Below are 15,405 nucleotides of genomic sequence, written 5' to 3'. Positions count from 1 at the left end.
CTAGTGGGCAAGGTAAAAGAAATTTCGAAGCGCAAACTACTTGGTATAGCTGGGCTTGGATGGCTATTTGATGCAATGGATGTTGGAATGCTTTCATTTGTAATGGTAGCCTTGCAAAAGGATTGGGGATTAAGTACGCAAGAAATGGGCTGGATAGGCAGTATTAACTCAATCGGTATGGCAGTAGGAGCGCTTATTTTTGGGATACTATCAGATAAAATAGGGCGAAAATCAGTCTTTATTATTACATTATTATTATTTTCTATCGGTAGTGGTTTAACTGCATTAACAACAACACTTGCGATGTTTCTCGTTTTACGCTTTTTAATTGGTATGGGGCTTGGCGGAGAGCTTCCGGTTGCCTCTACACTAGTATCAGAGAGTGTTGAAGCGCATGAGCGTGGGAAAATTGTTGTGTTATTAGAAAGTTTTTGGGCAGGTGGATGGCTAATTGCAGCTCTTATCTCGTATTTTGTTATTCCTAAATATGGTTGGGAAGTTGCGATGGTATTGAGTGCAGTTCCAGCATTATATGCTTTATATTTAAGATGGAATTTACCGGATTCCCCAAGGTTCCAAAAAGTTGAAAAAAGGCCATCTGTTATTGAAAATATAAAATCAGTTTGGTCTGGGGAATATCGTAAAGCAACAATTATGCTATGGATTCTATGGTTTTGTGTTGTTTTTTCCTATTATGGAATGTTCCTTTGGTTACCGAGTGTAATGGTGCTAAAAGGATTTAGTTTAATAAAAAGTTTTCAATACGTACTTATTATGACATTAGCTCAACTTCCAGGATATTTCACAGCTGCTTGGTTTATTGAACGTCTCGGTCGTAAATTTGTTTTGGTTACGTATTTAATCGGGACAGCTTGCAGTGCTTATTTGTTTGGGGTTGCGGATTCATTAACAGTATTAATCGTGGCAGGTATGTTACTATCCTTCTTTAACTTAGGTGCTTGGGGAGCATTATACGCCTATACACCTGAGCAGTATCCAACGGTTATTCGTGGTACAGGTGCAGGAATGGCAGCAGCATTTGGTCGTATTGGTGGTATTCTTGGGCCACTATTAGTGGGATATTTAGTTGCTTCAGAAGCTTCACTATCATTAATATTTACGATTTTCTGTGGATCAATTTTAATTGGTGTATTCGCTGTAATAATACTTGGACAGGAAACGAAGCAACGAGAATTAGTATAAAGTGAAAATTTAAACGTATCCCTGACCGTTTATTATCCTACACTACTCGGCTCTTTATAGGCAGTTAGTAGGGGATAAAAGAGGAGAGGAAACCGAAGTGGTTTCCTTTTTTCTGTTTTTTTAGATAAATAATGGTATAGTAAGAAAAAGGGATTATTTCTTATAAAAGCGAATGTATACAACAGGACATATGGACAAAGAATTAGGTGGTTGAAGAAATGAAAATTTTACTGATCATGGAAGAGGCAGAAGAGAGAAGAGAGTTAGCTGAAAATTTCACTGAAAATATGAGAAATGTAGAATGTTTTGAAGCAAAGACAGGAACAGAATCTTTATTTATGATGAAAAAACATATACCAGACTTTGTTTTTTTAAGTTCCAAATTACTAGATGGTACTGGTTTTGAATATGCAAGTTTATTACGAGAAATAAATTGCTATACAAAATTTATTTTTGTAGGTGAAAACATAGAAGAATCTATTACAGCTTTTCGTTTCCAAGCATTTTATTATTTATTGCGACCATTTCGTGAAGAAGATTTACAATTTCTTTTATATAAAATAGGTAAAGAACAAGGTGAGAAAGCAAAGAGTTATTTGCGGAAACTACCGATAGAAAGTCAAGAGGGTATACGATATATTCTCCCAGAAGATATCGTATATGTAAGTAAAAATAAAGAAAATAAAACTGTTTCAATTTACACAACGAATAATCAGTATATTTCAACATATACACTTCAGGAATTAGAAAATAAGCTAAATGCATATGATTTTTTACGTGTACATAAAAGCTATTTAATTAATATGTCATATGTAAAAGAACTGAAACCTTATTATAATGGCACGTATAATTTGTATTTAGATAGGTATGATGAGCAACCGATTCCAGTCAGTCGTAATTATGTAAAACGCCTTCGAAATAACATTGAATTATAGTAGGTAATGAGAGTATTTTAACATGATAAACTGAAAATCCTTCATGATAGGGAGGATTCAAATTAAATATTCAGAAAATTTAGTGCAATCTCCACTAAGAAATAGTATTGGGGGAATTGTATGTGAAGACATTGAAATCGATCTTACTTTGGGGCGTTATTACAGCAGTAGGAGCAGGTGCTTTTGGGGTAATAGCTTTATCACAAGGTGAAACCATTAATGCTGTATGGCTCTTAGTAGCTGCCGTATGTGTATATGCAGTTGCTTACCGCTTTTATAGTAGATTTATAGCGAGAAAGGTTTTTAATTTAGATGATAATCGGCAAACACCAGCCCATACATTAAACGATGGGAAAGACTATGTTCCAACAAATAAGTGGGTATTGTTTGGACATCACTTTGCAGCGATTGCTGGGGCGGGACCTTTAGTAGGACCGATTTTAGCAGCACAAATGGGATATTTACCAGGAACCATTTGGATTATTGTTGGGGTAGTTGTTGCGGGGGCTGTCCAAGATTTTGTCATTTTATTAGCTTCGATGAGACGTAATGGTAAATCGTTAGGAGAAATGATTAAAGATGAGATTGGACCTGTTACAGGACTAATTGCAATGATAGGTATTTTAGGAATTATGATTATTTTATTAGCAGTATTAGCGTTAGTCGTAGTAAAGGCACTAATCGGAAGTCCTTGGGGAATGTTTACGATAGCAGCAACGATTCCTATCGCTATTTTAATGGGAGTTTATATGCGCTATATTAGGCCTGGTCGTGTTGGAGAAGGATCAGTAATTGGTATTATTCTACTTATTTTATCTCTTGTTGGAGGACAGTATGTAGCAGAAAATCCAACACTTGCAAGTATGTTCACATTTAGTGGTGAAACAATTGCTATTATGCTTATTATATATGGATTTATCGCATCGGCATTACCAGTTTGGATGCTTTTAGCACCACGTGATTATTTAAGTACATTTTTAAAAGTCGGAACAATTGTAGGGTTAGCAATCGGTATCTTAATTGTAGCACCAGATTTACAAATGCCAGCAGTTTCGAAATTTGTTGATGGAACTGGTCCTGTGTTTTCTGGAAACTTATTCCCGTTCTTATTTATTACTATTGCTTGTGGTGCAGTGTCTGGATTCCATGCTCTCGTTTCATCAGGTACGACGCCGAAGATGATCGAGCAAGAGGGACACGCACAGCCAATCGGTTATGGAGCAATGTTAATGGAGTCGTTTGTAGCAGCGATGGCGATGATTGCGGCTTGTGTATTAACACCGGGAACGTATTTTGCAATTAATAGCCCCGCAGCACTTATCGGTACAGATGTTTCGCAGGCAGCTCAAGTTATTTCCTCATGGGGATTTGCTATTACACCAAATGAACTAAAAGATCTCGCTGTAAATGTTGGAGAGCAAACAATTTTATCACGTACAGGTGGTGCGCCAACATTAGCGATAGGTATGGCATATATTTTCTCACAAGTAATAGGTGGAACAGCCATGATGGCATTTTGGTATCATTTTGCGATTCTCTTTGAAGCTCTATTCATTTTAACAACAATTGATGCCGGAACGCGTGTCGGCCGATTTATGATTCAAGATATTTTAGGGCATGTATATATAAGCCATTTGGGAAAACGGATTCTACATTAGCGAATGTAATCGCTACAACATTATGTGTATTAGGGTGGGGATATTTCTTATACCAAGGGGTAATAGATCCGCTCGGTGGAATTAATACATTATGGCCACTTTTCGGTATTGCAAATCAAATGCTAGCAGGTATTGCATTGTTACTTGGAACGACAATGTTGTTCAAAATGGGAAAAAAGGCGTACGTTTGGGTAACACTTATTCCAACTGTCGGGTTGCTGATTGTAACGATGACGGCGGGATATCAAAAGCTATTTCATGAAAATCCTAAAATTGGATTTCTATCGCATGCAAAGGTATTTCAGGGAGCATTAGATGAGGGAAAAGTGTTAGCGCCAGCAAAAAATGTTGCTCAAATGAAGCAAATTATTTTCAATGATTATATCGATGCTGCGCTTTGCGGAATTTTTATGATAGTTGTAATCGCTGTGTTAATTTCAGCACTTCGAATTTGGATCCAAGTATTAAGAAATAAGCCAATGCCGTTAAAAGAGGCACCATATATTCCTAGAGATGAAAGTGAGTCGAGGAACTATGCTTAAAAAGTTGTGGCAAGTATGGGGTGAAAGAAAACGCTTTATTAGTTTGCTCGTTGGGGTACCAAGTTATGAAGTATATGTGGAGCATATGAAAAAGCATCATCCTGAAGAAGAGGTTGTATGTCAAAAGCAATTTTTTGCTGAGGCACAAGAAGCAAGATTTAATGCAAAGGGTGGAAAAATATCACGCTGTTGTTAATGAAAAAGGGCGAGTTTTCGCCCTTTTTATTTTTTTGCTGTTTCACGTGGAACAGCAAAAATAAACAAAATATTTGGGGATTAAAGGTATTTCGTATACAATAAGGTGAGGAAGGGGATAGATGGAAAAGTAGGGAGATTATTTTATGTTAAGGGACTTATTTGTAAATACAACAATTATTCTTTCCTTTATTTTTATTGGAGGTCAGCTTTTAAGGGATAAGCCGTTAAAAGAAGGATTCTCTTTTGGGCAGAAATGTGTAGTAGGCATTTTTACTGGGATACTAGGTATAGTATTAATGTATTTCAGTGTTCGTGTTGGTACCATTCTATTGGATTTACGCTACTTAGCTGTTATTCTAGCTGTTATTATTGGAGGACCGATAGCGAGTACCATAACAATTGGTATGATTTTAGTAACTAGGCTGTTGTTTATGGATTATTCATTAGCTTCTCAAGTGGCTTTTTATACAATCATTGCGATAGGAATAGGGAGTATCTTTATTTCGCGCATGAAGCTTTCTTTAGGGGGAAAGTGGGTATGGTTACACACATATATTTTATCTATTCTAATCCCAGCGTTATATATATGGTTAATTAAAGAGATCCACATAGTGGGATTATATTTAATTTCTAGTATTATTACAGGTTACATAACATTCATAAGTGCAAATTATGTTTTACAATCCAATGAGTTATTTCAAAAGATGAAACAATACGCAACGATAGATGCATTGACAGGTTTAAGAAACGTAAGACAGTTTGATTTAGAGATGAATCGTCATATTAGTAATAAGAACATGAAAAATGATTCGTTTTGTTTACTACTTATAGATATTGACCACTTTAAGTATGTAAATGATACGTACGGGCATCCTGCAGGGGACGAAGTGCTAAAACAAGTAGGATGTATTTTACGAGAAACTTCACAATTTCCAGATTTGGCTTTTCGAAAGGGTGGAGAGGAGTTTGCGCTTTTGATACCGAATAAGGGATTAGCTTACGGAATTCTTACGGGCGAGCAAATTCGTACAGCTGTTGAAAGTCACTCATTTCAATTGTTAGATGAAACGAAAATAAAAATTACAGTTTCGGTGGGGGTTTCAGAATATGAAGAATCACCGGAGCAATTTATTCAAGCGGCGGATGATGCGTTATACTACTCGAAACGAAATGGTAGAAATAAGGTCAGCTCTGTATCTTAAAGATAAGATGACCAGAAGATATAAAGCTTATAAAAAACACTCACAGAGGCAATGTATGAACTTTGTGAGTGTTTTTTATTTATATATTAGACAAGTTCTTTTGATACAACAAATTTACGATATGCACCATGGTGAGTTGGACCTACGTATTCGTTAATTTTGAATGAGTAACGAATAGCAGCTGTGATGAATTCTTTAGCAGTTTTTACTGCTTCTTTCACAGGTTTTCCTTTTGCAAGTTCTGCTGTAATTGCAGCAGAATATGTGCAACCTGCGCCGTGTGTATTTGTCGTATCAATTTTTTCTGATTCTAGAAGGTCGAATGTTTCTCCATCATATAGGACGTCAATTACAGTTTCCGTACCAAGTTTGCTACCGCCTTTAATTAGGACGTATTTCGCACCTAAAGCATGGATCTTTTTCGCTGCTTCTTTCATGTCTTCAAGAGAATTAATTTTTACGCCACTTAATTGGTAAGCTTCAAATAAGTTTGGTGTTACAACTAATGCCTTTGGAACAAGAACGTCACGTAAGCAATCATTCGTTTCAGGATGTAATGCTTCATCAGCACCTTTACATACCATAACAGGGTCAACTACTACATTTTTGAAATTGTGCTTTTCGATTGTTTCTGCAACCATTTCAATAATTTCTACTGATCCAAGCATACCTGTTTTTAAAGCGTCTACGCCAACACCTTCAATTGTTGTTTCTAATTGTGGTTTTAATGTAGAAGCTGGGATTGGAAATACGTTATGTGCCCAACCGTTATGTGGATCCATCGTTACGATTGTTGTAAGAGATGTCATTCCGTATACGCCCAGTTCTTGGAATGTTTTTAAATCTGTTTGTATACCAGCACCGCCACTTGTGTCAGAACCAGCGATAGTAAGTGCTTTATTTAATGTCATTATGAAAGCCCCCTCGAGTGATATAATGAAAACTATGTTCTCACCATTATATCAATGTTACGAATAAGTACAAAGTGAAAAGTAGATGATTTATTTTAAGAGCTATTTAAAATCTTGTATGCAGGAGACTGAGTATGTTTCGAGATAATCGTACAAATGAATTAGTTATATTAAAGGAAATTGCAGAAACATTAAATACATCAAATGATACATATCATGTATTGCAAGCTGTCCTAGAGAAATTACTAAGTGTAACAGGTTTAACGACAGGATGGATTTTTCTTGCGGATGAAAATGGGAAGTATACGAAGTTAATTGATTATCAATTACCAGAGGCACTTACATATGAAAATAAACGCCCGATGTGCGAAGGTGAATGTTGGTGTTTACGAGGTTTTGTAGATGGAAAATTAGAGAGAGCCGTTAATATTATTGAATGTAAAAGAATTAATAATGCAATTGAATATAATTGGGGGGATACGGAGGGCATTCTTCATCATGCTACGGTTCCTTTAAAAGCTGGGGGAGAAAAATTTGGGGTGTTAAATGTTGCAAGTCCGGGTAAAACACATTTTTCAGAAGAAGAATTAGTATTACTCCAATCGGTTGCCTTCCAAATTGGTACGGCTTTAAAGCGAACAAAATTATATGAAAATGAAAAGAGAAGAGCACATTATTATGTGAAATTAGAGCGTTTCATTCAAGATTTAAAAACGATTCATAAGTTTAATGTACTACCTGAAAAGGTGGTAAATCACGTAGGTGAAGTATTTCAATGGAATCAAGTAGCGCTTTTTATTAGGGAGGAAAAAGAATTATCTCTGCGAGCGTCTTACGTTCAGGAAGAGTTAAAAGAGGATATAAAAGAGGCGGCCAAGAAGGCGTTAGAACAAGATGAACCAGTTCTAATAAAACATCAAATAGGACATAATGTACATCTAAATCGATCTGTTATTGCTACACCAATACATATTCAAAACCATATATTTGGTGTTTTATGTGTTAGCTTGAATAATGGAGAGTTGGATGCTAATACAATAGATGTAATTCAAGCATTATCGAACCATGTTTCGTTAATAATAGAGAATTTGAGGTTAAACGAGCAGCGCCGTGAACTTGTACGAATGGAAGAAAGAAATCGGTTAGCAAGAGATTTACATGATTCTGTTTCGCAAAAATTATTTTCATTAACCTTCATGACAAAAGGCGCTGAGGCAGTTTTAAAAGGTAAAAATGAAAAGGTAGATCAATCTTTGCATGAGATGCGTGAACTGGCGCAAGGAGCTTTGAAAGAAATGAGGACATTAATTTGGCAGCTTCGTCCGGCAGGATTAGAAAAAGGATTATTGCCAGCTCTAAAGCAGTACGGTGAAAATTTGGGACTGAAAATTAGGGAGCAAGTTACGGGTGTTCGTGATTTACCTCGTGTAGTAGAAGAAGCTTTGTGGCGCATAGGCCAAGAAGCACTGAACAATGTAAGTAAGCATGCAGGTGTAAAAGAAGCGACGATTTATTTTACAGTGAATGAGAAAAATGTATCATTAGAAATAGTCGATCAAGGAAACGGCTTTGTAGAAAAGGATATAAAAGAGAAGAAATCACTTGGCATGACTACGATGCGTGAAAGAGTAGAATTAGTTGGTGGAACAATTAAAATTGTAAGTGATAAGAAAAGAACAAGTGTAAAAATAAACGTACCATTATGATGTGAAAATGAGGGAAGTTCGTGAAAATAAAAGTATTGTTAGTTGATGATCATACAGTCGTTTTAAAAGGATTAGCATTTTCCTTAAGTACACAGGAAGATTTAGAGTTAGTTGGAGAAGCGAATAATGGGAAAGAAGCGTTAGTGAAAGTAGGAGAAACAACTCCCGATGTTATATTAATGGATTTATACATGCCTGAAATGGATGGTGTTGAGGCGACGGCATATATTAAAAAAGAGTATCCAAATGTGAAAGTAATTGTATTAACTAGCTTTTCTGATCAGGCGCATGTGTTACCTGCATTAAGGGCTGGAGCAAGTGGTTATATTTTAAAAGATGTAGAACCAGATCAGCTTGTTGAGGCTATTCGAAGCGCATATAAAGGTAATATTCAATTACATCCGGATATAGCAAATGCTCTTCTCTCTCAAACATTACCTGTAGAAGAAAAGGAAGAAGAACCTTCTATTCAAGTGGATGTGCTAACAGCGAGAGAAAATGAAGTATTGCAGCTATTAGCAAAAGGGATGAGCAATAAGGAAATTGCATCTGTTTTAGTTATTACAGAAAAGACAGTTAAGACGCATATAAGTAGCATTTTGAGTAAGTTGAATTTATCTGATCGTACGCAAGCGGCATTATATGCAGTGAAAAATGGAATTGTATAAGACGAAAGTCGTAAGACCAAGTTCGCCTTTAGAAGGTGGACTTTTTTTATGGAAAAATACGTCTATGTGAGGACGAAATTGTCATTATATAAAGATAAAATATGTTTGTAAGCAACAAAACACCAATTACAAGGGATACCTTTTTTGAAAGCATATAACAACATAAGAGTGAGTACTAGGAGGAATAAATAATGGCAACAGTTTTATTCGTTAAAGCAAATAACCGTCCAGCGGAACAAGCAGTTAGTGTAAAATTATATGAGGCATTTTTAGCAAACTATAAAGAAGCACACCCAAATGATACAGTAGTAGAACTTGATTTATATAAAGAAGAATTACCATATGTAGGCGTAGATATGATCAATGGTACATTCAAGGTAGGTAAAGGATTTGATTTAACAGAAGAAGAGGCAAAAGCAGTAGCAGTTGCCGATAAGTATTTAAATCAATTTCTAGAAGCTGATAAAGTTGTTTTCGGCTTCCCATTATGGAACTTAACGATTCCAGCAGTATTGCACACATATATTGATTATTTAAACTGTGCTGGTAAAACGTTCAAATATACGCCAGAGGGTCCAGTTGGTCTAATCGGAGATAAGAAGATTGCATTATTAAATGCACGAGGCGGCGTATATTCAGAAGGTCCAGCAGCTGAGGTAGAAATGGCTGTTAAATATGTAGCAAGTATGATGGGCTTCTTCGGCGCAACAAACATGGAAACAGTAGTTATTGAAGGACATAACCAATTTCCAGATAAAGCAGAAGAAATCATCGCTGTAGGTCTTGAAGAAGCAGCTAAAGTAGCAAGTGAATTTTAATTAAAATTATAATCGTCACTCGAAAAAACAGCATTAACGTTTACATGTTAATGCTGTTTTTTTATATTTTTAGTTCGTCAGCAAGTTTTTCTAATGTATTTCGATCTTGTATATAATATGTTCGGCCTTCTTTTCTTAAATAATTTTGTTGGCAAAACTGATTTAATACATATAAAAGATGACGGTAGCTGACATTTAAATATTCCGAGGCCTCGGTATGCTTTTCTATATAACAATTATTTTGCTCTGTTAATAAAATAAAAGCAGCTAATCGATTTTCAAAAGGATAACTATAGTTTTTTGCGTAATTTTCAGTGCGAGTAATTGTCTTTTCTCCAATAAATTTACATAAGTGCTGTAAAAACGTTGCATCTTGTAATAAAAGTTGCTGACAATCTTTAAGAGGAAGTGCCAAACACACACAATCTTCTAGTACTTCAACGGATTTAGTAATATTTTCTACTCCTATTAATCCTAATTCCCCGATAAAAGATGGTGCTTGAATAAAGTTAATTAATGAAACCTTCCCGTTTTGATGACTCATATATATTTTTGCTTTCCCAGAAATTAAGTAATAGAGATAAGGGAGAGCATTTCCTTCGCTACATATCATCTCTTTCGTTTGAAAAGAATGCAGCTCTACATATGGCAAGACATGAAATGAAAATAGGGTATGGAATTGATGGATTCGCATGTATTGATAAATTTCTTCCTCATTTTTGCTGATTTTCATATTTTCACCCCCATGTATAGTATGAGATATCTCCTATTATCTTTACAAGAAGGAATGATACGATTTATGTAAATTTGTTTTTGTAGAAAAGAGAGTGTGATGAATTTATGAAAAAATATAAAACATTGTTATTTGATGTAGATGATACATTACTAGATTTCCAAAAGGCTGAAAAAGTGGCTTTACGGGTGCTTTTTGAAGAGAAGGGAATCCCTTTAACAGACGAGATAGAGGCTCGTTATAAAAAAATAAATAAAGGTCTTTGGGATGCTTTTGAAAAAGGAGAACTATCACGCAATGAAGTTGTAAATACACGATTTTCTCTGTTGTTTAAAGAGTATGGAGAAGAAGTAGATGGAATATTATTCGAAAATAATTATCGTAACTACTTAGAAGAAGGAAATCAACTCATGCAAGGTGCGTTTGAATTTATAAATCAAATTCAAGGAGAGTATGAATTGTATATAGTGACAAATGGTGTTTCTAAGACGCAAGATAAACGTTTGCGTAATGCAGGTTTACATTCATTATTTAAAGATGTTTTTGTTTCGGAAGATACAGGTTTTCAAAAACCGATGAAAGAGTATTTTGATTATGTTTTTGAACGGATTCCTAACTTTGCACCTGAAGCAGGGCTGATTATTGGGGATTCATTAAGCGCTGATATTAAAGGTGGATATGTAGCGGGAATTGATACTTGTTGGTTTAATCTAGAAAGGAAATTAAATCATAGTGGGATTATACCGACATATGAAGTGCATAATTTTGAGGAGTTAGAAGCGTTATTAAAGCAGCATGTGTAATAAAAAAATAGGCAGTGGAGCTTTCATCCCCACTGCCTATTTTTATTAATTTTTATTTTCGTTATGCTTTGGGAGCGGAAAGGCATTCCCGATAGCAGCTGCACCAAGCATGGGCAATAGTAAATTAAGCGGGAAAAACATAAGTAATAGTAATGTTATAGCTATTGGCTTTCGTAACGCATAGCTTGAAATTGCTGTCGTTACGATGGCAACAGATGCTACTGGATCTATAGGAAGAATAGATGCTACAGCGTATCCGATACTTGACCCGGAAAATATAATTGGGAAGATATGTCCACCTCGCCACCCTGTGTTCAAACAAACGGCAGTAATGCACAACTTTAAAATCCCTGAAAGAAGTAGTATCCAAAAAGATAAATGGCTCCATTCAACAACTAATTCTTTTAATTGATGTTCCCCTGAAAATAATGTGTACGGAAGAAAAGTTCCCGCAATTCCTAATAAAATACCACCGATAATTCCGAGTGTCAGTTTGTATTCCCTAAAAGGGTGAATTAACTTCTCTAATGTGAATTCTAACTTGAAATAAAAGAAACCAACTATAGCACCGATACTAGCAAGTGGAAGAAATGCGATCCATTCATTGAAAGAAAGTGCACCTTCCCCGAAATCAACAATAAAGGATCCACGATTATCGAGTTTACTCAGTAGTAAATAAACAGAAAAACCTGCGAAAGTAGTAGCTAAGTATACAATCGCCTTTTTTCCTTTAGAAAAAGCAGCAATTTGTTCCCCCTCATTTTCATTTGGTGCTAAATAACCGAATAATGGTGCGTTAAAAATGACACTTAAAGTAGCTCCAATTCCGATCTCGGTTAGCTCATTCATACCCTTTAAGGCAAATTTAAAGCGATCCCCTACCCATGTGCACAGTCCGCCTATAATTCCAACTAGTGCGGCTTCTGGACCAAGACTAGCTCCGAAAATTAAAACAATAATCGCTGTTAAAGTAGCCTGATGGACAAAGCGATATTCGATTCGACCAGCTTTTTTATATTCAGCCATCACTTCAGGCATAAGGCGTGGGTATGTACCGAAATGTTTTTGTGATAGACCAACAAGGACCCCGCCAATTATTGTTACGCAAAGGGTGTAATAAGAGGGGAAAGAGAGAACTTCAGGCAAGTATCCCCAAATAAAGCGGATTCCAATATTTATTGTGACTAAAAATAACCAGACTGTAGCTCCTACTATAGATCCTAGAAGAATGCCATATAGAGCAAGTATGTACTGCATATCTTTTTTATTTGTCATGTTATACCTCCGTTATGTAAATCTTAGTAGGTAAAAAAGTGAAATATACTAGTGAAAAATGGATTGAATATATATAGTATCTTTTTGAGAAGATGGCCTATTCAACATATAGGCTAACTTTAGGGGAATTTGAATTTATAGGTTAAATTACTTATTTAATTTTATAGACTGATTTGAGGTTTTTAAAGGTCTTTTTTGAAATAGACTAGAATATATTTCTTTTGTTGCTTTATATGAAACTGTTAACATTTATTTTAGAACATTCAGAAAAACTGTTTGACATTAGGAAATTATTGCTATAAAATCAACGGTAATTGCATAGTCTTATCAAGAAAAGGTGGAGGGACAGGCCCGATGAAACCTTGGCAACAGCCGTATAACGGAATTGTGCCAAATCCTGCAGGTAGTAATCCTGAGAGATAAGAAAGAGCCTTTAGAGCGTGTTTTCAAACTGCTCCTTTCTTGTTTTCAGGAAAGGGGCAGTTTTTTATTTTGTATAAAAGAAAGGAGAATGAGAGATGGGAGAATCATGGGGAAAAGGAACGATTTGTGTGCAAGGTGGCTATACGCCAAAAAATGGTGAACCACGTGTTTTACCACTTTATCAAAGTACAACATATAAATACGATACTTCAGATGATTTAGCAGCCCTATTTAACTTAGAGGCAGAAGGGTATATTTATACACGTATTGGAAACCCTACTCTAGCCGCATTTGAGCAGAAGTTATCAGATTTAGAAGGCGGTGTAGGAGCTGTTGCAACGGCTTCTGGGCAAGCAGCTATTATGCTCGCAGTTTTAAATATTTGTAGTAGTGGGGATCATTTACTTTGTTCTTCAACGGTTTACGGGGGAACGTTTAATTTATTTGGAGTGAGTTTGCGTAAACTGGGCATTGATGTTACGTTCTTTAATCCGAATTTAACGGCAGATGAAATTACGTCGCTTGCTAATGACAAGACGAAACTTATCTATGCAGAATCGTTAGGAAATCCAGCGATGAATGTTTTAAATTTTAAAGAATTTTCAGCTGCCGCTAAAGAATTAGAGGTACCTTTTATCGTTGATAATACATTAGCAACTCCTTATTTATGCCAGGCCTTTGAACATGGGGCAAATATTATTGTTCATTCTACGACTAAATATATCGATGGGCATGCGAGCTCCTTAGGCGGTATTGTAATTGACGGTGGAAACTTTGATTGGACAAATGGGAAGTATCCTGAACTTGTTGAACCAGATCCAAGTTATCACGGTGTAAGTTACGTTCAAAACTTTGGTGCAGCAGCGTATATTGTGAAAGCACGTGTTCAGCTATTAAGAGATTATGGAAATTGTATGAGCCCATTCAATGCATATATTAGCAATATTGGCTTAGAGACTTTGCATTTACGAATGGAGCGTCATAGCGAAAATGCTCTCGCGGTTGCTAAGTGGCTTGCTAATCATGAACGTATTGAATGGGTGAATTATCCGGGATTAGATAGTAATGAAAATTACTCGTTAGCACAAAAGTATTTGAAAAAAGGTGCTAGTGGAGTTTTAACATTTGGTATTAAAGGGGGATTAGAAGCAGCAAAAGAATTTATCGCAAATGTAAAACTAGCAACTCTCGTAACACATGTAGCTGATGCACGAACTTGCGTTATACATCCTGCTAGTACGACGCATAGACAATTAAGTGCTGAAGATCAGCGTTTAGCTGGTGTTACATCTGATTTAATTCGTTTATCGGTTGGTATAGAAGATATTTCTGATATTATTGCAGATTTGGAAGCAGCTCTAGTTGGAGGCAAAACACATGCCGATCATAATTGATAAAGATTTACCGGCTCGCAAAGTGGTGCAAAAAGAAAATATTTTTGTAATGACGAAGGAGCGAGCGGAAACACAAGATATACGCGCTTTAAAAATTGCTATATTAAATTTAATGCCAACGAAGCAAGACACAGAGGCGCAATTACTCCGTTTAATTGGAAACACACCGTTACAATTAGATGTTCATTTGCTTCATATGGAATCACATCTATCTCGTAATGTAACGCAAGAACATTTAACAAGCTTTTATAAAACGTTTCGTGATATTGAAAATGAAAAGTTTGATGGGCTCATTATTACAGGAGCGCCAGTGGAGACCCTTGCTTTTGAAGAGGTAGATTATTGGGAAGAGCTTAAACATATTATGGAGTATTCAAAAACGAATGTAACATCTACGCTCCATATTTGCTGGGGAGCACAGGCTGGCTTGTACTATCATTATGGTGTTCCAAAGTATCCCCTTAAGGAAAAAATGTTCGGTGTATTTGAACATGAAGTTTGCGAGCAACATGTGAAATTATTACAAGGATTTGATGAATTGTTTTTTGCTCCGCATTCTCGTCATACAGAAGTACGGGAGAAGGATATTAGAGAAGTGAAAGAATTAACATTGTTAGCAAACTCTGAAGAAGCAGGTGTTCACCTTGTTATTGAGCCAGAAGGAAGGCAAGTGTTTGCCCTTGGACATAGCGAATATAGTTGTGAGACGTTAAAATAAGAATACGAACGAGATCGTGACAAGGGATTAAATATTGATGTGCCAAAAAACTATTTTAAACATAATAATCCAGATGAAAAGCCGCTTGTTAGGTGGAGAAGTCATGGTAATTTATTGTTTTCTAATTGGTTGAATTATTACGTGTATCAAGAAACCCCTTATATATTGTAAAGAAAGATTGTGTAACACGTGGCAACGTTTTCCTTGTAAAGATTAAC

12 protein-coding genes, 2 pseudogenes and 1 riboswitch are annotated in these 15,405 nt (G+C 35.9%); of the genes and pseudogenes, 11 read left to right on the top strand and 3 right to left on the bottom strand.

The annotated features are described in order from the left end of the window. Nucleotides 1-3: 3 nt before the first annotated feature. The 5 genes and pseudogenes from MR169_RS01090 (at nucleotide 4) to MR169_RS01070 (ending at nucleotide 5,738) form a co-directional block, all read left to right on the top strand. Nucleotides 4-1,203, top strand: a complete 1,200-nt coding sequence (locus tag MR169_RS01090; protein WP_000521077.1) for an MFS transporter — start codon at nucleotides 4-6, stop codon at nucleotides 1,201-1,203. 218 nt (nucleotides 1,204-1,421) lie between these two features. Further along, a complete protein-coding gene (locus MR169_RS01085) occupies nucleotides 1,422-2,138 on the top strand; it encodes a LytR/AlgR family response regulator transcription factor (RefSeq protein ID WP_000698256.1) in 717 nt (238 codons plus the stop codon). Between the two features lie 122 nt (nucleotides 2,139-2,260). Continuing rightward, nucleotides 2,261-4,338: pseudogene (gene cstA / locus MR169_RS01080) on the top strand (carbon starvation protein CstA). Next, the gene (locus tag MR169_RS01075) at nucleotides 4,331-4,534 is read left to right on the top strand and encodes a YbdD/YjiX family protein (protein WP_000914504.1); all 204 of its coding nucleotides are present in this window, start codon (nucleotides 4,331-4,333) and stop codon (nucleotides 4,532-4,534) included. The pseudogene cstA and the gene MR169_RS01075 overlap by 8 nt, the downstream one beginning before the upstream one ends. A 145-nt stretch (nucleotides 4,535-4,679) precedes the next feature. Continuing rightward, entirely contained in the window at nucleotides 4,680-5,738 is a 1,059-nt protein-coding gene (locus MR169_RS01070) for a GGDEF domain-containing protein (protein ID WP_242318766.1), read from the top strand. 86 nt (nucleotides 5,739-5,824) lie between these two features. Here MR169_RS01070 and pdxK read toward each other — a convergent pair whose 3' ends face one another. Continuing rightward, nucleotides 5,825-6,649 carry a pyridoxine/pyridoxal/pyridoxamine kinase gene (pdxK, locus tag MR169_RS01065; protein ID WP_242318765.1) on the bottom strand — a complete coding sequence of 275 codons (825 nt, stop codon included), beginning with the start codon at nucleotides 6,647-6,649 and terminating at the stop codon, nucleotides 5,825-5,827. Nucleotides 6,650-6,783: 134 nt separating this feature from the next. Here pdxK and MR169_RS01060 point away from each other — a divergent pair, with 134 nt between their 5' ends. The 3 genes from MR169_RS01060 (at nucleotide 6,784) to MR169_RS01050 (ending at nucleotide 9,841) form a co-directional block, all read left to right on the top strand. Continuing rightward, nucleotides 6,784-8,355 carry a GAF domain-containing sensor histidine kinase gene (locus MR169_RS01060; protein WP_000488142.1) on the top strand — a complete coding sequence of 524 codons (1,572 nt, stop codon included), beginning with the start codon at nucleotides 6,784-6,786 and terminating at the stop codon, nucleotides 8,353-8,355. Nucleotides 8,356-8,375: 20 nt separating this feature from the next. Beyond that, nucleotides 8,376-9,023 carry a response regulator gene (locus MR169_RS01055; protein WP_242318764.1) on the top strand — a complete coding sequence of 216 codons (648 nt, stop codon included), beginning with the start codon at nucleotides 8,376-8,378 and terminating at the stop codon, nucleotides 9,021-9,023. A gap of 191 nt (nucleotides 9,024-9,214) precedes the next feature. Continuing rightward, entirely contained in the window at nucleotides 9,215-9,841 is a 627-nt protein-coding gene (locus MR169_RS01050) for an FMN-dependent NADH-azoreductase (RefSeq protein WP_242318763.1), read from the top strand. Nucleotides 9,842-9,902: 61 nt separating this feature from the next. Here the strand turns inward: MR169_RS01050 and MR169_RS01045 are convergent, their stop codons facing one another. Then, the gene (locus MR169_RS01045; protein WP_000703323.1) at nucleotides 9,903-10,574 is read right to left on the bottom strand and encodes a transcriptional regulator YeiL; all 672 of its coding nucleotides are present in this window, start codon (nucleotides 10,572-10,574) and stop codon (nucleotides 9,903-9,905) included. A 107-nt stretch (nucleotides 10,575-10,681) separates the two neighbouring features. Here MR169_RS01045 and MR169_RS01040 point away from each other — a divergent pair, with 107 nt between their 5' ends. Next, complete coding sequence (locus tag MR169_RS01040; protein ID WP_242318762.1) at nucleotides 10,682-11,377, top strand: YjjG family noncanonical pyrimidine nucleotidase; 696 nt, start codon at nucleotides 10,682-10,684, stop codon at nucleotides 11,375-11,377. A gap of 45 nt (nucleotides 11,378-11,422) precedes the next feature. On the opposite strand, the gene MR169_RS01035 is transcribed toward MR169_RS01040, so the two are convergent. Beyond that, nucleotides 11,423-12,652, bottom strand: a complete 1,230-nt coding sequence (locus MR169_RS01035) for a chloride channel protein (protein ID WP_000182474.1) — start codon at nucleotides 12,650-12,652, stop codon at nucleotides 11,423-11,425. A gap of 321 nt (nucleotides 12,653-12,973) precedes the next feature. Continuing rightward, nucleotides 12,974-13,078: riboswitch (SAM riboswitch) on the top strand. A 92-nt stretch (nucleotides 13,079-13,170) separates the two neighbouring features. Here MR169_RS01035 and MR169_RS01030 point away from each other — a divergent pair. Continuing rightward, complete coding sequence (locus MR169_RS01030; protein WP_000504789.1) at nucleotides 13,171-14,469, top strand: bifunctional O-acetylhomoserine aminocarboxypropyltransferase/cysteine synthase; 1,299 nt, start codon at nucleotides 13,171-13,173, stop codon at nucleotides 14,467-14,469. Continuing rightward, a pseudogene (metA, locus tag MR169_RS01025) lies at nucleotides 14,453-15,358 on the top strand (homoserine O-acetyltransferase MetA). Before MR169_RS01030 ends, metA begins: the two are co-directional and overlap by 17 nt. Nucleotides 15,359-15,405: the final 47 nt, after the last annotated feature.

The organism is Bacillus cereus group sp. BfR-BA-01349, assembly GCF_022663795.1.
Classification (GTDB): Bacteria; Bacillota; Bacilli; order Bacillales; family Bacillaceae_G; genus Bacillus_A; species Bacillus_A cereus.
Note: the sequence above shows the minus strand (reverse complement) of the source record. Positions and strands in the feature narration are given on the sequence as shown.